At 67.7% G+C, this 24,967-nt stretch carries 25 protein-coding genes, 1 other RNA gene and 1 pseudogene; 12 read left to right on the top strand and 15 right to left on the bottom strand.

The features are described 5' to 3' along the window. Positions 1-152 precede the first annotated feature (152 nt). The 3 genes from clpX to ffs form a co-directional block, all read right to left on the bottom strand. The gene (clpX, locus tag DEIMA_RS00205; RefSeq protein WP_013555210.1) at positions 153-1,349 is read right to left on the bottom strand and encodes an ATP-dependent Clp protease ATP-binding subunit ClpX; all 1,197 of its coding nucleotides are present in this window, start codon (positions 1,347-1,349) and stop codon (positions 153-155) included. A gap of 33 nt (positions 1,350-1,382) precedes the next feature. Next, positions 1,383-1,997, bottom strand: a complete 615-nt coding sequence (gene clpP, locus DEIMA_RS00200; RefSeq protein WP_148234843.1) for an ATP-dependent Clp protease proteolytic subunit — start codon at positions 1,995-1,997, stop codon at positions 1,383-1,385. A 55-nt stretch (positions 1,998-2,052) separates the two neighbouring features. Further along, positions 2,053-2,151, bottom strand: an RNA gene (ffs, locus tag DEIMA_RS17135) — signal recognition particle sRNA small type. Positions 2,152-2,419: 268 nt separating this feature from the next. Here ffs and DEIMA_RS17635 point away from each other — a divergent pair. Continuing rightward, positions 2,420-2,521 (top strand): annotated as a pseudogene (locus DEIMA_RS17635) (type IV pilin protein); the annotation flags it as partial. A 24-nt stretch (positions 2,522-2,545) separates the two neighbouring features. Here DEIMA_RS17635 and DEIMA_RS00190 read toward each other — a convergent pair. Continuing rightward, the gene (locus DEIMA_RS00190) at positions 2,546-3,343 is read right to left on the bottom strand and encodes an IS5 family transposase (protein WP_083810797.1); all 798 of its coding nucleotides are present in this window, start codon (positions 3,341-3,343) and stop codon (positions 2,546-2,548) included. A 456-nt stretch (positions 3,344-3,799) separates the two neighbouring features. Between DEIMA_RS00190 and DEIMA_RS17145 the strand changes: the two genes are divergently transcribed. Both DEIMA_RS17145 and DEIMA_RS00180 read left to right on the top strand, forming a co-directional pair. After that, positions 3,800-4,234, top strand: a complete 435-nt coding sequence (locus tag DEIMA_RS17145; protein ID WP_083810796.1) for a type II secretion system protein — start codon at positions 3,800-3,802, stop codon at positions 4,232-4,234. Between the two features lie 48 nt (positions 4,235-4,282). Further along, a complete protein-coding gene (locus DEIMA_RS00180) occupies positions 4,283-4,831 on the top strand; it encodes a DUF1802 family protein (RefSeq protein WP_013555205.1) in 549 nt (182 codons plus the stop codon). 37 nt (positions 4,832-4,868) lie between these two features. On the opposite strand, the gene DEIMA_RS00175 is transcribed toward DEIMA_RS00180, so the two are convergent. From DEIMA_RS00175 to uvrB, 4 genes are all read right to left on the bottom strand, one after another. Next, positions 4,869-5,393, bottom strand: a complete 525-nt coding sequence (locus tag DEIMA_RS00175) for a 3'-5' exonuclease (protein WP_013555204.1) — start codon at positions 5,391-5,393, stop codon at positions 4,869-4,871. Between the two features lie 46 nt (positions 5,394-5,439). Further along, a complete protein-coding gene (locus DEIMA_RS00170; RefSeq protein ID WP_013555203.1) occupies positions 5,440-6,336 on the bottom strand; it encodes a hypothetical protein in 897 nt (298 codons plus the stop codon). A 73-nt stretch (positions 6,337-6,409) separates the two neighbouring features. Then, a complete protein-coding gene (locus DEIMA_RS00165; RefSeq protein ID WP_245528335.1) occupies positions 6,410-7,744 on the bottom strand; it encodes an MATE family efflux transporter in 1,335 nt (444 codons plus the stop codon). 185 nt (positions 7,745-7,929) lie between these two features. Next, a complete protein-coding gene (gene uvrB, locus DEIMA_RS00160; protein ID WP_013555201.1) occupies positions 7,930-9,945 on the bottom strand; it encodes an excinuclease ABC subunit UvrB in 2,016 nt (671 codons plus the stop codon). Between the two features lie 135 nt (positions 9,946-10,080). Here uvrB and DEIMA_RS00155 point away from each other — a divergent pair, with 135 nt between their 5' ends. Together DEIMA_RS00155 and DEIMA_RS00150 are read left to right on the top strand one after the other, a co-directional pair. Beyond that, positions 10,081-10,656 carry a YIP1 family protein gene (locus tag DEIMA_RS00155; RefSeq protein ID WP_013555200.1) on the top strand — a complete coding sequence of 192 codons (576 nt, stop codon included), beginning with the start codon at positions 10,081-10,083 and terminating at the stop codon, positions 10,654-10,656. Positions 10,657-10,723: 67 nt separating this feature from the next. Then, complete coding sequence (locus DEIMA_RS00150) at positions 10,724-11,023, top strand: hypothetical protein (RefSeq protein ID WP_043816308.1); 300 nt, start codon at positions 10,724-10,726, stop codon at positions 11,021-11,023. Positions 11,024-11,068: 45 nt separating this feature from the next. Here DEIMA_RS00150 and kynA read toward each other — a convergent pair whose 3' ends face one another. The 4 genes from kynA to DEIMA_RS00130 all read right to left on the bottom strand — a co-directional run bounded on the left by kynA (position 11,069) and on the right by DEIMA_RS00130 (position 14,465). Further along, positions 11,069-11,902: a tryptophan 2,3-dioxygenase gene (gene kynA / locus DEIMA_RS00145; protein WP_013555198.1), complete on the bottom strand. Its 834-nt coding sequence runs from the start codon at positions 11,900-11,902 to the stop codon at positions 11,069-11,071. 382 nt (positions 11,903-12,284) lie between these two features. After that, complete coding sequence (locus DEIMA_RS00140; protein ID WP_013555196.1) at positions 12,285-12,485, bottom strand: hypervirulence associated TUDOR domain-containing protein; 201 nt, start codon at positions 12,483-12,485, stop codon at positions 12,285-12,287. A gap of 82 nt (positions 12,486-12,567) precedes the next feature. Then, positions 12,568-13,605, bottom strand: a complete 1,038-nt coding sequence (locus tag DEIMA_RS00135) for a M42 family metallopeptidase (protein ID WP_148234842.1) — start codon at positions 13,603-13,605, stop codon at positions 12,568-12,570. Between the two features lie 68 nt (positions 13,606-13,673). Further along, the gene (locus tag DEIMA_RS00130) at positions 13,674-14,465 is read right to left on the bottom strand and encodes an enoyl-ACP reductase FabI (protein WP_043816307.1); all 792 of its coding nucleotides are present in this window, start codon (positions 14,463-14,465) and stop codon (positions 13,674-13,676) included. Positions 14,466-14,591: 126 nt separating this feature from the next. On the opposite strand from DEIMA_RS00130, the gene pgeF reads away from it, so the two are divergent. Genes pgeF through DEIMA_RS00110 form a run of 4 tightly spaced genes read left to right on the top strand, consistent with a single transcriptional unit; the run spans position 14,592 to position 19,860 of the window. Continuing rightward, on the top strand, positions 14,592-15,407 hold the full coding sequence (gene pgeF / locus DEIMA_RS00125; protein ID WP_013555193.1) for a peptidoglycan editing factor PgeF: 816 nt from the start codon (positions 14,592-14,594) through the stop codon (positions 15,405-15,407). Continuing rightward, positions 15,404-15,928 carry a YqeG family HAD IIIA-type phosphatase gene (locus tag DEIMA_RS00120; RefSeq protein ID WP_013555192.1) on the top strand — a complete coding sequence of 175 codons (525 nt, stop codon included), beginning with the start codon at positions 15,404-15,406 and terminating at the stop codon, positions 15,926-15,928. The genes pgeF and DEIMA_RS00120 overlap by 4 nt, the downstream gene beginning before the upstream one ends. A gap of 3 nt (positions 15,929-15,931) precedes the next feature. Beyond that, positions 15,932-18,595 carry a type II/IV secretion system protein gene (locus DEIMA_RS00115; RefSeq protein WP_013555191.1) on the top strand — a complete coding sequence of 888 codons (2,664 nt, stop codon included), beginning with the start codon at positions 15,932-15,934 and terminating at the stop codon, positions 18,593-18,595. Positions 18,596-18,639: 44 nt separating this feature from the next. Next, positions 18,640-19,860, top strand: a complete 1,221-nt coding sequence (locus DEIMA_RS00110; RefSeq protein ID WP_013555190.1) for a type IV pilus twitching motility protein PilT — start codon at positions 18,640-18,642, stop codon at positions 19,858-19,860. 145 nt (positions 19,861-20,005) lie between these two features. Here DEIMA_RS00110 and hemW read toward each other — a convergent pair whose 3' ends face one another. The 3 genes from hemW to DEIMA_RS00095 all read right to left on the bottom strand — a co-directional run bounded on the left by hemW (position 20,006) and on the right by DEIMA_RS00095 (position 22,464). Continuing rightward, a complete protein-coding gene (hemW, locus tag DEIMA_RS00105) occupies positions 20,006-21,160 on the bottom strand; it encodes a radical SAM family heme chaperone HemW (RefSeq protein ID WP_013555189.1) in 1,155 nt (384 codons plus the stop codon). A 99-nt stretch (positions 21,161-21,259) separates the two neighbouring features. Then, positions 21,260-21,757 (bottom strand): hypothetical protein, encoded by a 498-nt coding sequence (locus DEIMA_RS00100; protein ID WP_013555188.1) that lies wholly within the window; start codon positions 21,755-21,757, stop codon positions 21,260-21,262. Next, positions 21,754-22,464, bottom strand: a complete 711-nt coding sequence (locus DEIMA_RS00095; RefSeq protein ID WP_013555187.1) for a gamma-glutamyl-gamma-aminobutyrate hydrolase family protein — start codon at positions 22,462-22,464, stop codon at positions 21,754-21,756. Before DEIMA_RS00095 ends, DEIMA_RS00100 begins: the two co-directional genes overlap by 4 nt. Positions 22,465-22,513: 49 nt before the next feature. On the opposite strand from DEIMA_RS00095, the gene DEIMA_RS00090 reads away from it, so the two are divergent. From DEIMA_RS00090 to DEIMA_RS00080, 3 genes are read left to right on the top strand one after another with little or no spacing between them, the layout of a single operon-like run. Continuing rightward, positions 22,514-23,263, top strand: a complete 750-nt coding sequence (locus tag DEIMA_RS00090) for a metallophosphoesterase family protein (RefSeq protein ID WP_013555186.1) — start codon at positions 22,514-22,516, stop codon at positions 23,261-23,263. A 25-nt stretch (positions 23,264-23,288) separates the two neighbouring features. Next, positions 23,289-24,233 carry a DNA polymerase III gene (locus tag DEIMA_RS00085; RefSeq protein ID WP_013555185.1) on the top strand — a complete coding sequence of 315 codons (945 nt, stop codon included), beginning with the start codon at positions 23,289-23,291 and terminating at the stop codon, positions 24,231-24,233. Then, positions 24,230-24,862, top strand: a complete 633-nt coding sequence (locus DEIMA_RS00080) for a phosphoribosylanthranilate isomerase (protein WP_013555184.1) — start codon at positions 24,230-24,232, stop codon at positions 24,860-24,862. Before DEIMA_RS00085 ends, DEIMA_RS00080 begins: the two co-directional genes overlap by 4 nt. Positions 24,863-24,967 lie beyond the last annotated feature (105 nt).

Raw genomic sequence — 24,967 nt, 5'->3', positions numbered from 1 at the left:
GGCGCGGGCCAGTTGTTGGGGGGGTGAGGTGCACCACTGTACCGCGTTGTGGGTGAGGGGTCTGTAGGAAAACGTGGGGTGCTGAAACAGCACACCCAGCCTGTGCCTAAGTGTAGGCGTGAGGCTGGGCGAATGCTGTAATTGAAGTGACTTTATGCAGACTTCTTGAGTCCCTTCGACTCAAGGAGCTTGGCAGGGTCATCAATGTGCTCCGCGTCGAAACGCAATTCACGCAACCCCTCCGCCGGCAACTCGAACAACAGGTCCGTCATGGACTTCTCAAGCACTGCCCGCAGCCCACGTGCCCCGGTACCCCGCGCCTTCGCACGGCGAGCCACTTCCTGGAGCGCCTCCTCCGTGAAGTTCAGGTCCACATCCTGGAACCCGAACAGCGCCTGATACTGCCGCACGATCGCACCCTGCGGCTCCGTCAAAATCCGCACCAGGGCGTCCTCACCGAGATCCTGCAACTGCACCACCAGTGGCAGGCGGCCCACGAACTCCGGAATCAACCCGAACTTCACGAGGTCCTCCGGCATAAAGCGCAACTCTTCTTTCTCGTCGCCCTTGTGTTCCGCGCCGAAGCCCACACTGCGGATGTTCGTGCGGCTGCGGCCAATATCCGCAATCCCGTCGAACGCGCCGCCCACAATGAACAAAATGTTCTTCGTGTTCACCTGCACGAGCTCCTGCTGCGGGTGCTTACGGCCACCCTGCGGCGGCACCTGCGCGACCGTCCCCTCGATGATCTTCAGCAGCGCCTGCTGCACACCCTCGCCGGACACATCACGCGTGATGCTGGTACCCTCGCTCTTGCGGGCGATCTTATCGATCTCGTCGATGTAGATGATGCCGCGCTCCGCCGCCTCCACGTCATACTCCGCCGCCTGCAGCAGGCGCACGATGACGTTCTCCACGTCGTCGCCCACGTACCCGGCCTCGGTCAGCGTTGTGGCGTCCGCAATGGCGAACGGCACCTCCAGCATCTCCGCCAAAGACGACGCCAGCAGCGTCTTCCCGGTGCCGGTCGGACCAATCAGCAAGATGTTGCTCTTGCCGAGGTTCGCGTCCGGATGCGCGAGCCGCTGGTAATGGCTCACGACCGCGACCGCCAGGGCTTTCTTCGCTTCGTCCTGGCCGATCACGAACTCATCCAGGTACGCCTTGATTTCACGCGGGCTGGGCAACTCCGACAGGTTGAACCCCGCCCCGCCCTTCCGGTTCTGCCGCACGATCTCGTGCGCACGGTCCGCGCACTCATTGCAGATGAACGCCGCCCGGTTGGGCGCCTCAATCAACTGCGCGATCTGCGGGTAACTGCGCCCACAAAACGAACACCGGTCCGCCACGTTACTCCACCTCCCCCTTCAAGTGCGCCCTCGTCACTCGTTCTCGCTCTGCGCCTCGCGCGTGTGCTCGATCACGGCGTCAATCAAGCCGTACTGCTGCGCTTCGCCAGGCGACATGAAGTAATCCCGCTCCATGTCCCGCAGCAGCTTCTCGTGCGGCAGGCTCGTGTGCCGGTGGTAGATGTCCACCAGGCGGTCACGCAAGTACAGCGTCTCCTTGGCCTGCACCTCAACGTCCGGGGTGTTCCCGCGGAATCCGCTGGAGCCCTGGTGAATCATGATGCGGCTGTTCGGCAGCGCGGAGCGCTTGCCCTTGTCACCGGCCATCAGGATGACGCTGCCCATGCTCATGGCAATGCCGACGCAGATGGTACTCACCGGCGCCTTGATGTACCGCATGGTGTCGTAGATGGCGAGGCCCGCGTACACTTCACCGCCGGGGCTGTTGATGTACAGCTGGATTTCCCGCTCGGGGTTCTGGCTGTCCAGCAGCAGCAGCTGCGCGACGATCGTGTTCGCGACCTGCGAGTCGATGGGCGTGCCCAGGAAAATAATCCGATCTTTCAGGAGACGGGAGTAAATGTCGTACATTCGCTCGCCGCGTCCGGTCTGCTCGATCACGTAGGGAATCACGCTCATGCGCCGCATTATCGCACGGTGCGCGCACGCAAACGTGCCCGGTTCCGCCATGAAGAAAAGAAAAGCATTGCCGGTGAGCAACGGCACCCAGCGATCATCCCTTATGGCTGCTGCCTTCCGGCCCTGACCAGGTTCGAGCGTCGCCGCTGCGTTACGCCAGCAATGCGAAGCGAAATATAGCACCCGTCCGTATGAGGAACAACTTCAACAACCCTTATGAAAACATCATGTTTGAGAGGAACTTCATACACGCTCTGTGGATTTTCCCGCACCCAACTGCACAAAAAGACGCTTATGGTTGTAAGAGAATTGTAGCCCTATACTCTTACCTCACGCAGCCCACCAAGCACTCCAACGCGCCCTCTGCAAGCACTAATCCCGCTGAACCGGTTCCCATACATCCTTTATCCGGCAAGGCACTCAGGAGACCCATAAACAACAGCAAACGCACCAAAGGCTTCACCCTGATCGAACTGCTCATCGTTATCACGATTATCGGCATCCTTACGGTTGTCCTGATCCCCAACCTCCTCGACACCTAGACGCTAGCGAAGAGGCTATGCAAGCTGGCGAAGGTATTTCGCGGTCATCAGAACGGTGGCAGCAACGAAATGAAAACCGATCAGGGTGGACGAGAGGCGCTCAAGGTCACGGCCCAAGTGCTGGAAACGCGAGAGCCATGCGAACGAACGCTCGACCACGCAACGCTTCGGCAGCAGAATGAACCCGCGCGTGGCCTCCGGGCGCTTCACGACGATGAGTTCGACATTCGACGCGGCAGCGTCCCCGTGAGCGATCTCACCGGTATACTCCTGGTCTGCAAAGGCCACCTCAATCATGCCCCCCGTCACTTCCTGCGCCGCTGCGCAGAGCTCGCGTACCTGCGCGCGATCCTGTTCGTTGGCTGGCGAGGTCATCAGGGTCAAGAGCTGCCCGAGGGTATCCACGACCAGATACACCTTGGTGCCCTTGCGCTTCTTGGCGCTATCGAAACCAGCCCGCGCACCGCTCTCGGGGGTGCTTTGCAGCGTACGGCTGTCGATGATGATGGCCGTGAGCTCGGCACCACGTTGCTGCTGAACACGGGTGAGCAGCCGCAGATCATGCACGGCGTTCTCGAAACACCCAGCGGCGAACCAACGTGCCGCTTGCGTGCGCGCCACGTCCGGTGGCGGCAGATCATTCGGCAGAAATTCCCACTGTGCACCGGTGCGTGACATCCAGAACAGTGCGTTCAGCACGGCCCGCAGCGGAGACTTGCGTTGCGGTGCGTCCTCGGGGCTCAATACCAGATACGGCAGCAGGAACACGTACGTCTCGTCATCCACATCACTGGGATACCCTGGGCGGCGCATCCCGCCATTCTGCATCCACCGGATCTGCCACCGCTCACTTCAAATCCCTGTAACGCAGCCTCTAGAAGCGCGCCTACGACACGGGCACCCAGAGCTGCGCGAAGAGCATCTAGACTGCGGAGGTTCAGGCGCAGATCGATAACCAGGTGTACCTGGCGGTCGGGACGGGCACCGGCAAGCTCAATGACGCTACGGAGGGCGTCGCGGCCAGCTGCGTCAGCAACGCCAACATCCTGTACAAGGACAACAGCACTGCTACAACCCTAACCACCGCTTACTGCATTGACGTCTGGGACAAGCGCGGCAGCAGGTTCTTCACGATGACGCCTAGCGCGCTGACCGGCACGAACTTCGCCAGCACTGGTGCACCTACCGGTGCCGCGGTCCCCGCGAACTAAGCCTAAGTCTTCAAAAGAGCGGCCATATGGCCGCTCTTTTTCATAGATAGGAGACAATTTGAACCAAGGTGCATTTACGCTCATTGAGCTACTTATAACCATAGCCATCATCGGAATTCTTGGTGCATTGCTGATTCCAGGCCTTCTAGGCGCACAACGCAGATCATACGATGCTGGTGCGCAAACTTGCGCAAAAAGCATTCAAACTGTCCAAGCAATCTCCCAATTAGATAATAGAAAGTTTCTGTTTATAGGCCCTGCATCAAACGATATAAATCGCAACAGTGATAGTATAAACGCAAATTGTTTGATAAGTAGTGTATTTTTCAATGATCGAAGCGATTACTCAACTGTAGATTCGAGATATATAATTGATGTATGGGGTAAACACGGTAGTAAAGTATTTACAATCACTCCCGAGGCCTTTTCTGCTAACACTGTGGGAGCTACCTCTTTTTCGTCGACAGGTGCGGTTGGCACCAACCTGCCTTGATTCATGATCAAAGCAAACAGAGCCATGCGGCGGGGTTATCCTCGCCGCATGGCTCTGTTTGCTTTGAAGGAGTGGGACGCGCAGGTGCAGGCGCTTGGGCAAGGCAGCGTTTCTGTGCTTGTGCGCAAGGGCGGCATCATGGAAACGCACGAGGGGTTTGAGGTAGAACACCGAGAGTTCCTGTTGTACCCAACGTTCCTGCACCAGAACCCTCAGGAGGTCCGCTCACCGTTTCAGTCCCTTCTCCGCATGGACCCGCAGCCTGGTCGGATTGTCCTTCCAGCGCTCGCGGAAGTCGTTGAGGTCTGGAAGGTGGAGGACGCGGAGCGGGCCCTCCGTGTAGAGCCGTTTCAGGCGCTGAACGCCTCGGCCATTGAGCGGCGGTTCCATTACCGCAATCGGCCGTGGCTGCACGTGTTGCTGGTGCGTGTGCGTCCGCTGATCAAGCCGTTGGCGTTGGAGGAAACGCCGGAAATGCTCGGGTGCGTGTCGTGGGTGCCCCTGGAGGTCAAGGACGTTCAGGCGGGGCCGCCTGTGGTGCCAGAAACGGCGTTGCAGGTGCTAAGGTCTGAGTTGCAAGCCCTGCTGACGGATTGACCGCGGGAGGCGTTGGGGGTTCCCTGGTGGAGTGCAGTCAGGCGTGCTCGCCGAGGTGCCGCAGGAGGTGCGCGAAGGCGTGCGCGGTGAGGCGCGCGTCGGCGTGCGCGCTGTGCAAACCGCGCGCTTCCTGGAGGAGGCCGAGGCGCTGAGCGAGCGCGTCGAGTTTGTGGCTCTTTTCGCGGGGGAAGGCGCGGCGGGAGAGTTGCAGCGTGCAGATCTCCCGCTGGGGGCGCCACTCAAGGCCCTGGCGGGCGGCAGCGGCGCGGATGAAGCCGGTGTCGAACGCGGCGTTGTGTGCGACGACGGGGGTGGTGCCGGCGTACTGCAGGAACGCCGGGAGCGCTTCGGTGATGCGGGGGGCGCTGGCGACGTGGGCGTTGCGGATGCCGTGCACGCGGGAGACGTACCAGGGAATGTCGCGCTCCGGGTTTACGAGGGTGTGGAAGGTGTCGTCTTCGAGGACCTCGCCGTTCCGGATGCGGATCGCGCCGATTTCCACGATGGCGTCGCGTTCCGGGGAGAGGCCGGTCGTTTCGAGGTCGAACACCACGTATTCCATGCGTTCACAGCCTAGCGCACGGGGCGCCAGGCTGCGTGGCGGGCGCTCAGCGGATCTGGAGGGGTTCGTAGACGCGTTTGACGGTGCCGTCCTGGAAGGTGAGGGTGCCGATGGCGTTGATGGAGGTGACGCGGCGTCCGGGGACGTTGCGGACGTTGAAGCTGAGGTTGGCGGTGATGGTGGCGCCGTTCTGTGTGAGGCGCGGGTCGGTGGTGCCGGGGGCGCGGCCCTGCTGCCAGGTGTCTTTGCCGGGCAGGAGCGTTTTGTAGGGCTGGCCGTTCTGGGTGTATTCGAGTTCGTACGTGAATTCGGCGCGGACGACGGGGGTGGGGCGGGTGATTTCGATGATGAGGTCGCAGCGGCTGCTGGTGCCGACAGGCAAGTAGCCGGTGACGCTGGTGCTGGCGCGGCAGTTCTTGAAGTACCACTCGCGGAGTTTCAGTTCGTTCGCGGGGGCGGCGCTGGTCGTGGGGGTAGCAGTGAGAGGGCGGTTGAGGTAGGTGCTGCTGGCGGTGATGTCCACACGGGTGACGTCGCCGTCGTTCAGGCAGGTGAGGGCGTCGGCGGTGGGGTCGGGGCGGGCAGCGAGCGTGAGGACGTTGCGGCTGCCGTAGCAGCTTTCCGGGCGGACGTCTTTCGCGACGCGGCCGAAGGCGAGCGCCTGCAGGTCGCGGATGGTAAGGCGGTCCGTGCTGGCGTCGAGGTTGTCGCCGTCGAACAGGAGGCTGAGGCGGGAGATGCGGCTGGCGTTGCCGTACCGCACGGCGAGGCGGTCGCCGGTGTTGAGGTCGTAGAGGCGGTCGGGGCCGTTGAGGGTGGGCCCTTCGCAGCTGTACTCGCGGCAGAAGTCGGAGTTGGCGACGCTGCCGGTGGTGCCGAGGAGGCCGGCGGCGCCCGCGGCGCTGCCAAGGAGGAAGGTTAGGGTGAGGAGGGCACGGTGCATGCGCTCAAGGTACGGGTGAGCGGAGGGGCGTGCACGCGAATATGCGGCACGCCCTTCTGTATCCTGGGTGGCGTTACAGGCGGAGGTGCTGCCAGCGCCCGGACGCGAAGCGCAGGGCGTACGCGATGGCGGCGAGGGCGATGTACGCGAGGGCGCCGGTCCACGCGCCGGTGACGCCGTAGCGGGGGGCGAGGTACGTGGCGCTGAGGACCATGACGAGCCACGCGCCAGTGAGGGTCACTACGAGGCGGAAGCGGGTGTCGCCGGCGCCGCCGAGCGCGCCGCCGAGGACGATGGCGAGGCCGTCGAGGAGTTGGTAGGCGGCCATGACGGCCAGCACGGACGTGCCGAGCGCGAGGACCTGCGTGTCGTGGTTGAACAGGCCGATGAGCTGCCGGGGGACGAGCAGGAACAGCAGGCCGAGGGCGCCCATGAGGGCGGCGGCGAGGAGCGCGCCGCGCCACCCGACGCGGCGCGCGATGTCCGGGCGGCCCGCGCCGAGCGCGCGGGACAGGAGGCTTCCGGTCGCGGACGCGAGCGCGAAGGCCGGCAGGAAACCCAGGCTGGCGAACTGGTTCGCGATCTGCGACGCCGCGAGTTCGGCGGGGCCGAGGCGGGAAATAACGCCCTGGAACACCGTGAAGGCGCCCACCTCGCCGAGTTCGGTGGTGCCGGCGGGCAGGCCCACCCGCGCGAAGCTGCGCAGTTCGTCGCGGGTGGGGCGGGTGAGGCGGAACGGGCCGTACGCGCGGGCGTGCAGGCGGTGCAGCAGCAGCACCGCGAGGGCGTTCTGGATGCCGACGGCGATCAGGGCGGCCCAGGCGGCGCCGGCGACGCCCCACCCGAACCCGAACACGAACAGCAGGGCGAGTGCGGCGTTCACGATGACGACCATCCACGCGAGCTGCATGGGCGTGCGGGTGTTGCCGAGGCCGACCATGATGGACAGGGCGACCGTGCCGAGGAACACCAGCGGCGCTTCGAACACGCGGATGTGCGCGTACGTGCGCGCGACGGCCGTGATGTCCGGCGCGGGCTGGAGCAGCACGAACAGGCCGTCCACGAGGGCCGGGCCGATCAGGGCTACGGGCAGGCCGATCAGGGCGAGGGTCAGGAACACGCTGGCCCAGCGGGACACGCCGGCGGGGTGGTTCGCGCCGACGGCGCGGGCGGTGAAGGTGGCGGCGGTGTTCAGGCTGCCGCGGAACAGCAGCATCAGGGTGAGCAGGCATAGGCTGGCGAAGCCGACCGCGCCGACCTCGGTGACGCCGAGGCGGCCCATGATGAGCGTGTCGGTGAAACCGACGACGGTGTACGCGAGGTTCGAGAACATCAGGGGCCACGCGAGGCGCAGCAGTTCGCGCGTGGTGCCTGCAGGGGCGGTCGAGGGGGGAGGGGCGCCGGACACGTCCGGCACGCTAACACGCGCCTGCGGCGCGCGGGGTGCGCCGCGCACGTGTGCGGCTGGCCGCCTGCTCAGGGTGCGCAACAAAGACGGATGGGGCGCGGGTGTCCCCCCATCCGGTCATGCGCTGGCGGAGCGTGCAGTGAGGCGTGCACCTACCGGCCCGTGGGTCGGCAGCCGGCTTTGCTTCAACGGCGGCCGCGTTTGCGGACTTTCTGGCCGGGGACGGTGGGCTGCTCGAAGGTTTTGCCCTGCAGTTTCGCTTCGATAGCGCGGATCTGGTCGCGCAGGCTGGCGGCCTTCTCGAAGTCGAGGTCCTCGCTGGCGCGCCACATGTCGAGTTCGAGGTCCGTGAGTTGCGTCATGAGCGCGTCGCGGTCGTTGCCGAGGTCCGGCGATTGCGGCAGTTCGGCTTCTTCCTCGCCGCGGATGACGTCGCGGACGCCTTTGCGGATGGTGGTGGGGGTGATGCCGTGCTCGGCGTTGTACGCGAGCTGCTTCTCGCGGCGGCGCGCGGTTTCCTCCATCGCGGCCTGCATGGCGGGCGTGATGCTGTCACCGTACAGGATCACCTCGCCGTTCACGTTGCGGGCGGCGCGGCCGATGGTCTGGATCAGGCTGCGTTCCGAGCGCAGGAAGCCGGGCTTGTCGGCGTCGAGGATCGCCACGAGGCTCACCTCGGGCAGGTCAAGGCCTTCGCGCAGCAGGTTGATGCCGATCAGGACGTCGTAGTGCCCGAGGCGCAGGTCGCGGATGATCACCTGGCGTTCCACGGTGTCGATGTCGCTGTGCATGTAGCGCGCGCGGACGCCCTTGTCGAGCAGGTACTCCGCGAGGTCCTCGGCCATGCGTTTGGTGAGGGTGGTGACGAGTGTACGCTCGCCTTTCGCGGCGCGCTCACGGACGCGGCCGAGGATGTCCTCCACCTGGCCCTTGATAGGGCGGAGCTGCACGACCGGGTCGACGAGGCCGGTGGGGCGGATGATCTGGTCGGCGATACTGTCGCTGTGCTCCCGCTCAAACGGGCCGGGCGTGGCACTCACGAACACCGTCTGCCCGATCTTGCCGAGGAACTCCCCGAAGTTCAGCGGTCTGTTATCCATGGCGCTCGGCAGGCGGAAGCCGTAGTCGACCAGGGTCTGCTTGCGGGCGCGGTCGCCGTTGCTCATGCCGCCCACCTGCGGGATCGTCACGTGCGACTCGTCCACGAACGTCACGAAGTCCGACGCGAAGTAGTCGAGCATGGTGTAGGGCGTTTCGCCGGGTTTGCGGCCGTCGATGTGGCGGGAGTAGTTCTCGATGCCGGAGCAGTACCCGAGGACCTTGAGCATCTCCAGGTCGTACAGGGTGCGTTCTTTGATGCGCTGCGCTTCGAGCAGCTTGCCGGACGCCTTGAAGTACTCGACGCGTTCGTCGAGTTCCTGCTGGATGGTGACGATGGCGCGCTCGATGTTCCCTGCCGAGCTGACGTAGTGCTTGGCCGGGTACACGACGGTGGCGTCGAGTTCAGCCTGCACGTCGCCGCTGACCGGGTGGTACAGGACGATGCGGTCGAGGTCGTCGCCCCACAGTTCGAGCCGCAGCGGTTGCTCGTCGTAGCTGGGCCAGATCTCGATCACGTCGCCTTTCGCACGGAAGCGGCCCGGGGCGAGCTCGATGTCGTTACGGTCGTACTGCAACTCCACGAGACGGTCGAGGATGGCGTCGCGGCCGATGGGCTGACCGACTTTCAGGACGAGGTTCAGGGCGCGGTACTCCTCGGGGTCGCCGAGGCCGTAGATGCAGGAGACGCTGGCGACGACGATGGTGTCGCGGCGCGTGAGGAGGCTGCGGGTGGTGGAGTGCCGCAGCCGCTCGAGCTCCTGGTTGATGTTGGCGTCCTTGTCGATGAACAGGTCCTTGCCGGGCACGTACGCTTCGGGCTGGTAGTAGTCGTAGTACGACACGAAGAACTCGACGGCGGCGCCGGGGAAGAACTCGCGGAACTCACTGGCGAGCTGCGCGGTGAGGATCTTGTTGGGCGCCATGATGAGCGCGGGGCGGCCGGTTTCCTCGATGACTTTCGCCATGCTGTAGGTTTTGCCGGTGCCGGTGGCGCCCAGGAGGGTCTGGTACCGCAGACCGGACTCCAGGCCGTCCACGAGGCTGCGAATGGCTGTCGGCTGGTCTCCGCTCGGTGTAAATTCAGACTGGACCCTCAGCATCCCCGTATTTTACGCCAAAAACGTACTCTGGGTGTAAGGGAACCCCCAGATCCACCCCAGAAGTTCAAGAGGACCTGAAGACCCCAGATTTTGGACAACCGGAACTCGCGCCTTCCCGCCTGCGTACACTGGGGCATGAACAGCTCCTCACCGAACATCGGCACCATGCTCAACCAGAGCCTTGCGGTCCTCAGCCGCCCCAGCGTGGCCACCTTCGAACGCTTCGAGCGCAGCGGCGGCCTCCGCGAAGCCTACACCTACGTCCTGATCGCCGCGCTCGTCGGCGCCGTCATCTCCGGCTTCTTCGGGATCTTCCACCAGGACGTCAACCCGCTCGTGCAGTTCTTCAGCCGCCTCATCAGCGTCCTGATCGGCTTCGGCGTCTTCACCGGCGCCGTGCACCTGATCGGCCGGAACTTCTTCCGCGGCACCGGCACGTACCCGGAAGTCGCGTACACCTACGCGCTGTTCTACGTGCCGCTCAGCATCATCGGCAGCGTCATCGGCGTCATTCCCATTCTGGGGTGGTTGGCTCTGTTCCTTATCGCCATCCTGAACGTGTTCTTCGGGTGGCTGGCTGTGCAGTCCAGCATGAACATCCGCGATCAGGTGCAGGCGGGCATCACGCTGCTGCTGAGCGGCGTGGCGTACTGGATGGTCAGCACGATCCTGCTGACCATCGTCCTGAGCGCCCTGTTCCTGAACCGCTGACTTCGCGCCACAAGAAGGCGGCGCCCGCGTGGGCGCCGCCTTCTTGTGGGCCGGTACACTGCGGGGCATGAAGACGCTCACGCCCGAGAACCGCGCGAAGTTCGATCAGGTGTTCATGCAGGTCGTGATGTCTGTGCAGGCCGAAGCGCAACAAAGCCAACCGCAACAGGCGGGCGCCTTGGCCGCCATGTTCCACAAGGAGCAGCTCAGCGAGGCGCTGCAGGGCTGCGCCATGCTGATCGCCGGCTGGAATGCAGGAGGCGTGGACGAGACTGGCATCGCGCGCGCCGCGAAAGCCCTGCGGGGTCTGGGGCGCGCGGACCTCGCCAGTCGCGTCGAGGGCCTCGTCCGCATCGACGAGGAGTGACGCCGTCAGTGCGGGGCCGCCGGGGACCAGGCGGCCCTGCTGGGGTTACAGGCTGGTGCGGACCGCCCAGAGTTCCGGGAACAGCACGATCTGCACGGCCTGGCGCAGGTACCCGACGCCGCTGGTGCCGCCGCTGCCGCGTTTGAAGCCGATGGTGCGCTCCACGGTCGTGAGGTGGTTGAAGCGCCACCGGCGGAAGTTGTCTTCCACGTCGAGGAGTTTCTCCGCGAGTTCGTACAGGTCCCAGTACCGGTCGGTGTCGCGGTACACGGTGAGCCAGGCGTCCAGCACCTCGTCATTGGGGGTGTAGGGCTGCGTGAAGTCGCGGTGCAGGACCGCTTCGGGCACCTGCAGGCCGCGGGCGGCGAGCAGGCGGAGAGTAAGGTCGTACAGGCTGGGCGCGGCGAGCACCTCGGCGAGCGGGCCGTGCACGTCCGGTCGGTGGGCGTGCGGGCGGAGCATCACGGGGTTCTTGTTGCCGAGCAGGAACTCGACGGTGCGGTACTGGTACGACTGAAACCCGGACGCCTGCCCGAACGCGCTGCGGAACTGCAGGTAGTCGGCGGGCGTCATGGTCTTCAGGACCTCCCACGCCTGCGTGAGCTGTTCCTGCGCGCGCACGACGCGCGTGAGCATTTTGAGGGGCGCGTCCGTGATGCCCTGGTCAAGGAGGGTCATGGCGGCGCGCAGCTCGTGCACGATGAGGTTCAGCCACAACTCGGACACCTGATGGATCAGCAGGAACAGGCGTTCGTCGTGCGCGTCGGTGAGGGGGTGTTGGGCGCTGAGCAGCGTGTCGAGGTGCAGGTACGAGCCGTACGAGAAGCCTTCGGTGAAGTCCGTGTGGGCGCGTTGGGGGGCGTCGGCGTGGTCGGTCATGGAACCTCCGGGAGCGTGAGCGGTGAGTGTGGGCCGCTGGTCAGGGCGACGTGGGCGGTCACAGGCGCGGGAGGGTCCAGCCGAGCGCCCAGCGCCACCACGCGCGCACCGCGAGGGCGATGGCGTTCCGGTTCCCGCGCGCGTGGCGGTCCGCTGGGCTGAGCATGACGGGAGTGTAGGCAATCCGCTCGCGGGCGACAAGGCCGTGCAGGGACGCAATGACCGGAACGTCCAGCAGTGCTGGACGTTCCGTGTGTGTGGCGACGCGGACTGTCCCGGGCCACCCTGCCGGTGCAATCCGCGCTGCTCTCGCTGCTGCGGTCCTGAGTTCAGGCTGTTCTGAGGGTGCGCTTGTTCGCGCGATGTCCGGGCGCCCGGCAGCTCAGCGTTTGCGCAGGGCGCCGGCGGTGTGGGCGGCGCGGCGCCCGTCGTCGGTTTCGACGATGTAGCGGGGGTCGTCGTGGGTGGCGTGGTAGTGGAAGCCGTTCACCTCGCCGTCCTGGTGGGCGACCTTGATGATCCGGCCGTGCGCTTCGCCGTTGTGGCTGCGCCACGTGACGTGATCTCCGACGTTCAGGGCCATGCGAACCTCCTGCGCTCAGGGTGCTCGCTGGCGTGCGGGACGACTGCACGCCAGGGCACGAGCCTCAGGGTCGCTCAAGGCTTCAGGGGCTGGTGACGTACGCGACGATCAGGTCGGCGGTGGCGCGCAGGGCGTCCTCGTGGGTGCGTTCGTACGCGTGGCTGGCGTCCACGCCCGGGCCGATCAGCGCGGCGGGGTAGTCGCCGCCGGCCGCCCACGCGGCGGAGGCGTCGGAGCCGTAGTGTGGGTAGATGTCGGGGCGCAGGTCGATCCCGGCGTCGTGGGCCACGGCGCGCAGGCGGTTGCCGAGCGCGTGGTCGTACGGGCCGGTGCTGTCCTTGACGCAGAGGGTGACGTGGTGTTCGCTGCCGTTCTGCCCCTCGCCGAGGGCGGCCATGTCGACGGCGATGAGTTCGTCGGTGGTGTCGGGGATGCCGTGCGCAGCGCCGTGCCCGACTTCCTCGTAGGTGCTGAGGTACATGGTGACGGTGTGCGGCAGGGCCGCGCCGTGCAGGGCGCGCGTCACGGCGAGGAGGATGGCGGCGGCAGCTTTATTGTCGAGGTGGCGGCTCTTGATGTGGCCGCTGGGGAGGTGCTGGGCGCGGGGGTCGAAGCTGACGAAGTCGCCGACCTGCACGCCGAGTGCGCGGGTGTCGTCGTCGCTGGCGGTGCGTTCGTCGAGGCGCACCTCGAGGCTGTCGGCATCGCGTTTGGTGGTGCTGGCGTCGGCGTACACGTGGATGCTCTGGCGGGTGAGGACGATGGTGCCGCTGATGGTGTTTCCGGCCTGGGTGTGCACCTGGACGTATTCCCCTTCAATGCTGTGCCAGTCGTAACCGCCGAGGCGCGTGAGGGTGAGGCGCCCGTTCGGCTTGATGCTTTTGACCATGGCGCCGAGCGTGTCGACGTGCGCGCTGAAGGTGAGGTGCCGACCACCGCTGGTGCCCGGCAGGGTCCAGCGCAGGGCACCTTTTTTGGTGCGTTCGCCCTGGAGGCCCATGGCGCTGAGTTCCCGCTCTGCGAGGGCGATGGCCCCTTCGGTGAAGCCGGTGGGGCTGGGGGTGTTCAGCAGGCGCAGCAGCAGATCAACGGTGTAGGAGAGGTCCACGTGTGGGCTCATGGGCCGTAGCATAAGGCCGCCCCGGGCGGGGGCGGCCAGCGTTTCACGTGAAACAGGATGGGGGGGGGTTACTCGGTCCCCTGCGGCTTCATGGCCATGATGTACGCGCCGGCGTCCACGTACACGGTCTGGCCGGTCACGCCACTGGCGAGGTCGGACAGCAGGTACAGCCCAAGCTTGCCGACCTCATCGTTGGTGATGTTGCGGCGCAGGGCGCTGGCCTTGCCAGCTTCCTCGAACATGGTGCCGAAGCCGGGAATGCTGCGCGCCGCCACGGTGCGGGCCGGGCCGGCGCTCACGGCGTTTACGCGCACGCCCTTCGCGCCCAGGTCCGAGGCGAGGTAGCGGGTGGCGGCTTCCAGCGCGGCCTTCGCGACGCCCATGACGTTGTACTTCGGGAACACCTGCTGGCTGGCGTGGTGCGTGAGGGTAATCAGGCTGCCGCCCTCGCGCAGCAGGGGTTCGGCGTGTCGCGCGACCGCCACGAAAGTGTACGCGCTGACGTTCAGCGCCGTGTTCCAGTCGTCCGGCGTCGTTTCCACGAAGCGGCCTTCCATGGCCGCGCGCGGCGCGAACGCGATGGCGTGCACCACGTAGTCCAGTTCACCGAACTCCTGCTTCACGCGGTCCATCAGCGCCGCGAGGTCCGCTTCGCTGGTGGCGTCCGCCTGCATGCTCCACGTGCCCGGTTTGTCCACGAGGAGCTTGTCGAGTTCGCCCTTCAGGCGCTCCCCCTGATAGCTGAAGCCCACGCGCGCGCCCGCCGCGAGCAGCTGCTCCGCAATCGCCCACGCGAGACTGCGGGCGTTCGCGACGCCCATCACGAGCGCCGTCTTGCCGTTCATGTCAATCCCGATCATGCGCGCACTGTACCAAGTGCGCCCCCCGAAAGCCCTGAAGCGAGTGCAAACAGCGCCCCGGCGTGAGCGTTTCCTCATCGGCCTCGCGCGTCGCCGGGCCCTTCACCCGTCAGAATTTGGTGAGACATGACGCTCCATACTGACCTGATGCTGCTGCGCTCCCCGCACCTCACGTTCCCGCACGCGTTCTCGACGCGGGCGGGCGGCGTCTCGAGTGGCCCGTACGCGGGCCTGAACCTCGACGACCGCGAGGACGACGCGCACAGCGTCGCCGAGAACCGCCGCCGCCTCACCACGCAGCTCGGGTTCACGCCCGCACGCGTAGCGAGCCTCACACAGGTCCACGGCGCGGACGTCGCCGTGGCGAGCGCGCCCGGCGTGCACAGCGGTGACGCCATCGTCACCGCCCAGCCGGACCTGCTGCTCGCCATCATGACGGCCGACTGCTACCCGCTGCTCCTTGAGGACGCCGAGGCCGGCGTGATCGGCGCGGCGCACGCCGGATGGCGCGGCACGGTCGCCCGCATCGGCGCGCGCACCATTGAGGCCATGACCCGCCTGGGCGCCCGGCCGGAACGCATCCGCGCCGCGGTCGGCCCCGGCATCTGTGGCGCGCGGTACGCCGTCGGCGAGGACGTCGCCGCGCAGTTCCGCGCCGCGGGCCTCGGGGACGCGCTGAGCGGGCTGCAGCTGGACCTCGCGCGGGCGAACACACAGGTGCTCGTCGACGCGGGCGTCTCCGCGTCGCACCTGTGGGTGTCGGGGCGCTGCACCACCGAACCGGACTTCTACTCGTACCGACGGGATGCCGGACGCACCGGGCGGATGTGGGCCCTGATCGGCCGCGGAGGCGCAGAACCTCACGGTGTGCGCCGCGCGCCCGACCCTAAAATGGTGGGTGCTTTGGACACCCACACCTCTGCCGGGGAGGGCCGCGCGTGAGCCTGCTCAAACCCCGACTGCTGATTGACGACGTGATCGACATCACGCCCGAGCTGCTGCGCACGCACGGCCTGTGCGGCCTGCTGCTCGACCTCGACAACACCCTGATCGCGTACGGCTCCTACGAGGACCGCCGCGAACTCGACGCCTGGGTCAGCGACCTGCACCTGGCCGGCATGAAGCTCTACCTGCTCAGCAACGCCCTGCCGGAACGCGTCCGTTACTGGACGGGGCGCCTGGGCTTCGACGGCGTTGGCCTGGCCAGCAAACCGTTCCCGCGCGCGTTCCGCAAAGCCGCCGACGCGGTCGGCCTGAAACCCGAGCAGATGGCCATGGTGGGCGATCAGCTCTTCACCGACGTGCTGGGCGGCAACCTGAACGGCATGTTCACGATCATGGTGCGGCCCCTGGCGGACAACGCCCTGCCGCACACGAAACTCGCACGGCGCATCGAGCGTCTCGTGCTGAAACGCTACGGGCACGCCTGGCATGGCCGCGCGCCCCACAGCGCAGGGAGGTAACACGTGGCACTCTCCATTGGTGACAGACGCCTGGGCGCCATCCTGCTGGAGCAGGGGTACGTCAACGACACGGACCTGCAGCGCGCCCTGGACCGGCACTCCGAAGTCGGTGGCCGCCTCGCGGACATCCTGATCGACAGCAGCATGGTCGGCGAGAAACGCATCGCGCGCGCCGTCGAGGAAGCCCTCGGCATTCCGCTCGTGAGCCTCACGCAGCTCGAACCGGACCCCAAAGCGATCGCCGCCGTGCCCGCCGAGGCCGCGCAGGCGTCGCAGGCGTTCCCGTTCGCGCTTGACGGCGCCACGCTGCGCGTCGCGTTCGTCGACCCGCTCAGCAGCATGAACATCGAAACCATCGAGGATGAGAGCGGCTACGCCGTCGAGCCGTACCAGGCGCTGCGCTCGCACCTCAACTGGGCCATCGCCGAGCACTACCCGGAACTGGGCCTGAACGCCCAGAAGCCCATCGAGGCCGGCGAGCAGGTGTCGCTGCTCGGTCAGAAGATGCTGCAGCGCGGCCTGATCACCGACGCGCAGATCAACCAGGCGCTCGAACTGCAGAAGCAGACGGGCGACCCGCTCGGCGCGGCCCTGATCGAACTCGGGTTCATCACTGAAGATCAGCTGTACGAAACGCTCGCCGAGCAGAGCAACACGGTGTTCGTCCGCAACCCCCGCGACTACGAACCCGACGAGAGCGTCCTCGGGCTGATGCTGCGCGCCGACGCGCTGCGCCTCACGTCCGTGCCCGTCCGCGACCAGGGCGACCACGTGCTCGTCATCACCAGCGACCAGCGCCGCCGCGCGGACCTCGAATCGATCATCGGGCGGCCCGTACAGCTCGCGCTCGCCAAACCCGCCGACGTCGAAATGCTCATCGACCGCCTGTACCCGCAGCGGGGCCGCCTGGGCGAAGCCATGGTGAACGCCGGCACACTCTCCCGCGACCAGCTGCGTGAGGCGCTGCAGGTGCAGGCCCGCAGCGGCAAGGTCAAACCCCTCGGCGAGGTCATCGTCGACCTGGGCTTCGCGGAAGCCGACGAGATCAGCGAAGCCATCGAGAAGCAGAACACCGGCGGGGGCCGCCTCGAAGACACCCTGGTGCAGAGCGGCAAGCTCAGCCCGGAAATGCTCGCGCGCTCCCTGGCCGCGCAGCTCGGGTACGAGTACCTCGACCCGCAGCAGAGCCCCCCGGACCCGAAAGTCGCGCAGCTGATTCCCGAAGCGACCGCGCGCCGCTTCGTGGTCGTGCCGGTGCGCATGCAGGGCGACGCGCTCGTCGTCGCCATGAAAGACCCCCGCAACGTGTTCGCGCTCGACGACCTGCGCCTCATCGCGGGCCGCGAGATCATCCCGGCGGTCATGGCGGAACGCGACATCATCCGCCTGATCGAGCGGTACTTCGGGTCGAACGACATGGCCGAGCTGAACAAGAAGCTCGCCGAAACCGGCCGCACCCGCGAACGCGAACGCGAGGACGCGGACCTGAACGCCAGCCTCGACGACAACGCCGTCGTGCGCGTCGTCGACAGCATCATCCGCGAGGCGGCGCTGCAGGACGTCAGCGACATCCACATCGAGCCGACCGAACACAACGTGAAGGTCCGCTACCGCATCGACGGTGACATGCGCGACCACATGGAACTGCCCAAGGCGGCCGGCCCGGCCATCGCGGCGCGCATCAAGATTCTCGGGAACCTCGACATCGCCGAGCGGCGCATCCCCCAGGACGGCCGCGTGCGCTTCCGGCGCGGCAGCATCGACCTCGACCTGCGTCTCAGCACCCTCCCGACGGTGTACGGCGAGAAGTCCGTGATGCGTCTGCTGCAGAAGGCCAGCAACATCCCGGAAGTCGAGCAGCTGGGCTTCAGCGACCACAACTTCCAGCGCTTCCTCGACACCATCGAGAAACCGTACGGCATCTTCCTGATCACCGGCCCGACCGGCTCGGGGAAGTCGTTCAGCAGCTTCTCGATCCTGAAGCGCATCGCCACGAGCGACAAGAACACCACCACCGTCGAGGACCCCGTCGAGTACGAGATCCCCGGCATCAACCAGACGCAGGTGAACACCACCGCCGGCCTGACCTTCGCCCGCGCGCTGCGCGCGTTCCTGCGTCAGGACCCGGACATTATCTTCGTTGGTGAGATCCGCGACGCCGAAACCGCGAAGATCGCCACCGAAGCGGCCCTCACCGGCCACCTGGTGCTCGCCACCCTCCACACCAACGACGCGCCCGGCGCCGTCACCCGCCTGGAGGAGATGGGCGTGGAGCACTTCAACATCAGCGCCGCGCTGATCGGCGTGCTCGCGCAGCGCCTCGTGCGCCGCATCTGCCAGGAGTGCAAGACCGAAACGAACGCCGACCCGGACACCCTGCGCCGCCTGGGGCTCAGGGACGAGGAGTTGCAGGGCGCCACCCTCTACCACGGCACCGGCTGCAACCGTTGCGGCGGCACCGGGTACAAGGGCCGCACCGCCATTCACGAGCTGATGGTCGTCGACGACCCGCTGCGCCGCGCGATCGGCGGCGGCAAGAGCGCCGCGGAGATCCGCGACGTTGCCGTCGAGCAGAGCAACATGCGCACCCTCCGTCAGGACGGCATCGAGAAGGCCCTGCGCGGCATCACCACCCTCGAAGAAGTCCTCGGCAGCACCAGCAACTGACCCGCCCGCCACCACCCCGCCCCCCTGCCCCCAAGGAGAAGCCCATGGCCACCGACATCACCGATATCCTGCGCGTCGCCGCCGAGAAGCAAGCCTCGGACGTCATCATCACTGCCGGCCTGCCGCCGCAGTTCAAGCTGCACGGCGAGTACACCGGCCTCGACTTCGGCCCGCTCGAAGCGACCGACACCCGCAAGCTGATGTACTCGATGATGAACGAGAAGCAGCAGCGCACCTTCGAGGAGAAGCGCGAACTGGACTTCAGCTTCGCGCTGGGCGACAAGGCCCGCTTCCGCGTGAACACGTTCGTGCAGCGCGGCGCGGTCGGCGGCGTGCTCCGTCTGATCCCCACGAAGATTAAGAGCGCCGAGGACCTCGGTCTGCCCAAGACCGTCGTCGACATCGCCAACGCCCCGCGCGGCCTGGTCCTCGTGACCGGCCCCACCGGCTCTGGCAAGAGCACCACGCTCGCCGCGATGATCGACTGGATCAACCTCAACAAGAAGCTGCACATCATGACGATCGAGGACCCGATCGAGTTCATGCACCCGCACAAGAACAGCATCGTGAACCAGCGCGAGATCGGCGCGGACACCATGGACTTCCAGGCGGCGCTGCGCGCCGTGCTGCGTCAGGCGCCCGACGTGATCCTCGTGGGCGAAATGCGTGACTACGAAACCATCAAGGCCGCCGTGACCGCCGCGGAAACCGGCCACCTCGTGATGGGCACGCTGCACACCAACAGCGCGCCGGAAAGCATCGACCGTATCGTGGACGTGTTCCCGGAAGAGCAGCAGGAGCAGATCCGCGTGCAGCTCGCGAACAACCTCGTGGCCGTGATGACGCAGCAGCTGATTCCCCGCGCGGACGGCGGGCGCATCCTCGCGTACGAGCTGCTCATCGCGAACCCGGCCGTGCGGTCCCTGATTCGCGAAGGGAAGACCTTCCAGATCACCAGCAGCATGCAGACCGGCGCGAAGGAAGGCATGATCACCATGGACGCGTTCCTGGCGAACCTGTACAAGCGTCGCCTGATCACGTACGACGCGGGCCTGGAGCGCGCCGTGGACGCCAAGGAGTACGCGCGTCTCGCGCAGGACGCGTCCGCGACGGCGTCGTCCATGCCGACCGGATACGGGCAGCAGACGTTCGGGCAGGCGACGCCCGGCACGACCGCGCCGAACAACAACCTGGGGCGCGGCGGCGCCACAACGCCGACGTCCACGGCCACGCCGAACCCCACCAACCCGTACGGTCGCCGCTGACCGGCAGAGGAGCAAGGCGCCCGCTGATCAGCGGGCGCCTTGCTCTTCGGTGTGCGGGCGGCTCGGTCGGTCGCATACCCTTGACGAGCACTGCATACTGCGCTATTCTTTTCTTATCACCGCCGAAGAAGGCGGTTTTTTTGGTTTACCCTTGCGTGGGCTCGTCGTTCAGGAAGTCCGCGATCACCTGATTCAGCACCCACCAGCCCTGCGGCGTGGCGCGCAGGCGCGTCCCGTCCAGCGTCAGCGTGCCACGCGCCACGTGCTGCTCTATCACCGGGGCGTAGCGCGCCGCGACGTCCACGCCACTCCGGGTGGTGAGGTCCGCGAGGTCCACTCCGTCCCGCAGGCGCAACCCCATGAACAGCGCGTCCGTGACGAACTCCTCGGGGGTCACGACGTCCACGTCGGCGTCCGTGCCCGCCAGCCATTCATGCAGGTGCGCGTTCGTGCGCCGCTCCCCCAGCACGCCGGGCGTACCCGTGACCGGGTAGTGGCCGGCCGCGCCCGGGCCGAGCCCCAGGTAATGCTGGTTGGTCCAGTACGCGCGGTTGTGGCGGGAGTGCGCGCCGGGCCGCGCGTAGTTGCTGATCTCGTACCGCTCGAACCCCAGGCCCGTGAGCAGCGCCTCGGTCCGCTCGAAGCCGAGACGCTCGGCGTCCTCGCTGACCTGCACGCCGCGCCGCGCGAACGGCGTGCCCGGCTCTATGGTGAGCGTGTACGCGCTCACGTGCTCCACGCCGAGTTCGACGAGGCCGCGGACATCCTCGTCGAGCGGCTGCCCCTCCACGGCCGTGATCAGGTCACCGCTCACGCGGAAGCCGCCGCTCAGCAGCGTCGTGACGGCGTCACGCGCCGCCTGCGCGTCGTGCGGGCGGCCCAGGAACTTCAGGGTGGGGTCATGCAGGCTCTGAACACCCACGGAGGCGCGGTCGAACCCCAGCGCGCGCCAGTGCGTGGCGCGCGCCGCGCTGACCGTGCCCGGGTTGACTTCCAGGGTGTTCTCCAGCGCGCCCCACCCCAGGTGCGTGCGCACGGCGTCCACGAGGTCCGCGAGTTCCGCGTCCCGCAGGAAGCTGGGCGTGCCGCCGCCCAGATACACCGTCTGCAGGTCCACGGGGTACGCCGCCGCAAGGGCGCGGGCGTCCTCGCGGAGCTTGGCGAGGTAGCACTCCACGACGCCCGCGCGGCGCTGCAGCACGTGAAAGTCGCAGTACGGGCAGATGGTGGGGCAGAACGGCACGTGCACGTACAGGTGGCGCACCACCGGGGGGGTCGGGACGGTGGGCGCGTCGGTCACGCGCGCCAGTCTACGCGTCCCTTCGGAGCGCGAAGGTAACGCGAGGTGCGGACGCCCCGCGCGCCCCTGGGCACGGGACGCCGCCAGCGCCCGCCGGGGTCAGCTCAGCGCGAGGGCGTGCGGGGTAGCGGCGAGCCACGCGCGCAGTGTGCCCGTGAGATGGTCGGCGGGCGTGACCATCACGGGCACGTCGTGCGCGGCGCAGACGCTCGCGCCCGCATGCTCGCCGTGCGGGGCGTCCACGGGGCGGGCGCTCGTCCACGCGGGGTACGCGCCGCCCTCGCGGTACGGAAGAGGGCCGGTGTCGACGGTGCGGTCCGGGACCTGCACGGCCGGCCCGCCGGACAGGGCGGGGCCGATCAGCACCGCTCCGCGTGGGCGGTGCTCGCCGAGCGTGGCGTGCACGGGCGTGAGGTCATCCGCGACGAGCAGGTGCACGGTGCCCTTCACGTCCTCGCCGAGGTCGTCGAGCTGCGCGGCAACGGCGCGCACGTCGGAGAGGGGCGTCACGACCAGCCAGGAGTGCCCGCCGGCGCGCCCCTCGTACTGCGCGTGGACGCTGCCGTACGCGTCCTCCCAGGTGCGGGCGAGGTTCACGCGCGCACCCCCATGCTGGCCAGGAAGGCCGTGAAGGTGCCGAACGTGTCCGGGTGCGTCTGGAAGGTGAGTTCCGGGTGCCACTGCACCGCGAGGATGCCTTCCCCCTCGACGCCCTCGATCAGGCCGTCCGGCGCGAACGCGGTAGCCGTGAGGGTCGGGGCGAGGTCGCGGACGCCCTGGTGGTGGTAGCTGTTCACGAGCTGGCCGTCCGTGTGCGTCCGCGCGAGCTGACTGCCGGGCGTGAACGTCATGGCGTGCGCCAGGACGGGCGGGCGGCTGAGCTGCGCGTGGTCCGCCCAGACGCCGTCGGCGTCCGGGAGGTGCTGATGCAGCGTGCCGCCTTCCAGGGCGTTGATGAGTTGGAAGCCGCGGCAGATGCCGAAGGTGGGTTTGCCGAGCGCGCGCGCGGCGCGGTAGAGCGCCACCTCGAACGCGTCGCGTTCCGGGTCGACCTCGCCGAGGCCCCGGCGGGCGTGCTCAGCGTACAGGCTGGGGTGCAGGTCCACGCCGCCCGTGAACAGAACGGCGTCCACGTCGCGGGCGTAGGTTTCGGCGAGGTCCGGCAGGACCGGCAGCAGCACGGGCAGGCCGCCGGCCTGCGCGACGCCCTGCGTGTACGCGCGGGACGTGCCGTTGAAGGTGCGGCCCAGGTGGGCGTCGGGGAACTGCGCGCTCGTGAGGCCAATGCGGGGGGAGCGGGACACGCGCCATCATACCCGCCCCGCGTGGGGATCAGCGCAGTATCATGGGCGGGTGCGGCTGCTGCTGCTTTCCGACATTCACGCGAACCTGCATGCGCTGGAGGCCGTCCTGGAGGACGCCGGGCGGCATGCGTACGATCAGGTCGTTCACCTGGGGGACGCCGTCGGGTACGGCCCGCGCCCCCACGAGGTCCTCGACCACCTGCGAGCCCTGGACGCCACGTGCATCCTCGGGAACCACGATGAACTGATGCTGCAGATCCTGAACGGCACGCGCGCCGCCGACGGGATCGTGACGCAGGCCCTGGCGTGGCAGGCGACGCAACTCCAGCCGAGCGACGCGGCCCTGATCGGGTCGTGGCGGGACGGCATCGAGGACGCGGAGGTGGGCGCCCGCTACCGCCACGGCACCCCCACGAGCCTGCACGAGTACACCGACTCGCTCGGCGCGGCGCGCGAGGCGTTCGCGGCGTGGCATGGGCGGGTGGCGTTCGTGGGGCACACGCACCTGCCGGGCGTGTACGCGACGCTGAACGCGCCGGTGGGCGAGTGGGTGAAGCACCAGTCCCTGTCGGACGGCGGGAGTTACATGGTGCCGCCGAGCGCGCGCGTGATCCTGAACCCCGGTTCGGTCGGGCAGCCGCGCGACGGCAACCCGCACGCGAGTTACGCGACGTTCGACTCGGCGCGCGGGCTGTTCCAGGTGTTCCGCGTCCCGTACGACATTGAGGCGACGCAGGCGGAAATCCGGGCGGCGGGCCTGCCGGACGTGCTCGCGGCGCGCCTGAGCCTCGGGAAGTGAGCGGGCGTTCCGCCCGGGGGCGCGCGTGACGGCCCTCCCCTCCCCCACCGGCCTGATCGGGCACGCGCACCTGCTGCCCGATCTGCTCGCGTACCGCGGGAACGCACTGCTGCTGGCGGGCCCGGCGCGCGTCGGGAAGCGACCGCTGGCGCTGACGCTCGCGGCGGCGCTGAACTGCGCGGCGCCCACGCCGGGCCCGTGCGGGGTGTGCCCGTCGTGCCGCGCGCTCGGCGCGGGCCAGCACCCGGACGTGCTGATCGTGGAGCCGCGCGCGACGACCAGCACCGGCCGCGCGGCGCGCCGCAAGCTCATCCCGATCGGGGCCATCCAGGCGGACAAGGACACGGACCATGAGTTCGAAGGGCACGTGCTGGAGTTCGCGGAGGTGCGCGCGACGTTCGCGCGGCGCGTCGTGGTGTTCGACGGCGCGGAGTTCCTAGGCGACACGGCCGCGAACGCACTGCTGAAGCTGGTGGAGGAGCCGCCACACAGCACACTGTTCGTGTTCCTGACCGAGGACGTGGCGGCGGTGCTGCCCACCATCGCGTCGCGCGCGGCGCGCGTGAACGTGACGCCGGTGCCGGACGCGGACCTCGCGCGGGCGCTCGCGCTGATGGGTGAGGCGGCGGACGCGGAGTTGCTGGGGTTCGCGGCGGGCCGCCCGGGGGTGATCGTGCAGCGCGCCGCGGCGCGCGCCGCGATGGAGGACGCGCGGACGTTCACGGACGCGCTGCACGCCGGGATGCTGGAAGCGTTGGAGGGTGCCGAGGGGCTCGAGAAGCGCTTCGATCCGGTGTGGCACCCGGAAGTGCTGCGCTTCGCGTGGCGCGCCGAGGAGCCGTTCGCGCGGGCCCGCGCGGACGCGGCGCTGGAGCACGCGCTGGGCGCGCTGGAGCGGTACGTCAGTCCCGCGCTGACGTTTCAGGTGCTGGCGCTGGAGCTGCGGGCCGCGCTGGGAGAGGCGTCATGACCAGAGTGCAGGTGAAGGTGTGTGGGACAACGAGCGTGCACGACGCGGTGCTGGCCGCCGAGGCTGGCGCAGACGCGATCGGGCTGGTGTTCGCGCCGGTCAGCAAACGCCGCGTGGACGCGGCCACCGCCCGTGCGGCGTCCCTGGCCGTAGGGGTCGGCGTGGCGCGCGTCGGCGTGTTCCTGGATCAGGGGTTGGATGAGGTGCTGCGGACCGCGGAGGCGGCGCGCCTGAGTGCCGTGCAGATTCATGGGCCGGTGTCAAGTCTTTACGTGGAGACGCTCGCGCGCTACCATCCCGTTCTGCGTGCCGTGCGCCCGCAGGATCTGGCGGAGGCGTCCCCTCCCCCAGTGGGCGTGACGCTCCTGTTGGACGCCCCCACGCCGGGCGGCGGCGTGCCCCTTGACTGGGCCGCGCTGCAGAGCGTGTTCCCGGCGGGTGCCTGGCTGGCCGGCGGGCTGGGACCGGAGAACGTCGCGGAAGCGATCCGGGTGTTGCGTCCAGCGGCTGTGGACGCGGTGAGCCGCCTGGAAGTGAGCGCCGGCGTGAAGGACCCGGAGCGGGTGCGGGCGTTCGTCCGGGCGGCGCGGCAGGCGGGGCTGGTCGACCCTCAAAGTTATCCACAGTGAAACGCAGGGGTGTGGAAAACCTTGGCGGTGGGGTTGTGGACATTTGAACGTGCTCATGCGAGTGCGTGCAGGACAACGTTTTTCGTTGGAACGTACGCACTGTTT

Origin of the sequence: Deinococcus maricopensis DSM 21211 (assembly GCF_000186385.1) — a bacterium.
GTDB classification, from domain to species: Bacteria; Deinococcota; Deinococci; order Deinococcales; family Deinococcaceae; genus Deinococcus_B; species Deinococcus_B maricopensis.
Note: the sequence above shows the minus strand (reverse complement) of the source record. Positions and strands in the feature narration are given on the sequence as shown.

What these genes read in the sequence shown, in the direction of transcription:
- DEIMA_RS00155 (WP_013555200.1), top strand. Translation starts at nt 10,081, where the DNA reads ATGAACAGCTCCTCACCGAACATCGGCACCATGCTCAACCAGAGCCTT.
- DEIMA_RS00190 (WP_083810797.1), bottom strand. Translation starts at nt 3,343, where the DNA reads ATGCGCCGCCCAGGGTATCCCAGTGATGTGGATGACGAGACGTACGTG.
- pgeF (WP_013555193.1), top strand. Translation starts at nt 14,592, where the DNA reads ATGACGCTCCATACTGACCTGATGCTGCTGCGCTCCCCGCACCTCACG.
- clpP (WP_148234843.1), bottom strand. Translation starts at nt 1,997, where the DNA reads ATGCGGCGCATGAGCGTGATTCCCTACGTGATCGAGCAGACCGGACGC.
- uvrB (WP_013555201.1), bottom strand. Translation starts at nt 9,945, where the DNA reads ATGCTGAGGGTCCAGTCTGAATTTACACCGAGCGGAGACCAGCCGACA.
- DEIMA_RS00170 (WP_013555203.1), bottom strand. Translation starts at nt 6,336, where the DNA reads ATGCACCGTGCCCTCCTCACCCTAACCTTCCTCCTTGGCAGCGCCGCG.
- DEIMA_RS00135 (WP_148234842.1), bottom strand. Translation starts at nt 13,605, where the DNA reads ATGAGCCCACACGTGGACCTCTCCTACACCGTTGATCTGCTGCTGCGC.
- kynA (WP_013555198.1), bottom strand. Translation starts at nt 11,902, where the DNA reads ATGACCGACCACGCCGACGCCCCCCAACGCGCCCACACGGACTTCACC.
- DEIMA_RS00130 (WP_043816307.1), bottom strand. Translation starts at nt 14,465, where the DNA reads ATGATCGGGATTGACATGAACGGCAAGACGGCGCTCGTGATGGGCGTC.
- DEIMA_RS00180 (WP_013555205.1), top strand. Translation starts at nt 4,283, where the DNA reads ATGGCTCTGTTTGCTTTGAAGGAGTGGGACGCGCAGGTGCAGGCGCTT.
- DEIMA_RS00150 (WP_043816308.1), top strand. Translation starts at nt 10,724, where the DNA reads ATGAAGACGCTCACGCCCGAGAACCGCGCGAAGTTCGATCAGGTGTTC.
- DEIMA_RS00140 (WP_013555196.1), bottom strand. Translation starts at nt 12,485, where the DNA reads ATGGCCCTGAACGTCGGAGATCACGTCACGTGGCGCAGCCACAACGGC.
- DEIMA_RS00080 (WP_013555184.1), top strand. Translation starts at nt 24,230, where the DNA reads ATGACCAGAGTGCAGGTGAAGGTGTGTGGGACAACGAGCGTGCACGAC.
- DEIMA_RS00175 (WP_013555204.1), bottom strand. Translation starts at nt 5,393, where the DNA reads ATGGAATACGTGGTGTTCGACCTCGAAACGACCGGCCTCTCCCCGGAA.
- DEIMA_RS00110 (WP_013555190.1), top strand. Translation starts at nt 18,640, where the DNA reads ATGGCCACCGACATCACCGATATCCTGCGCGTCGCCGCCGAGAAGCAA.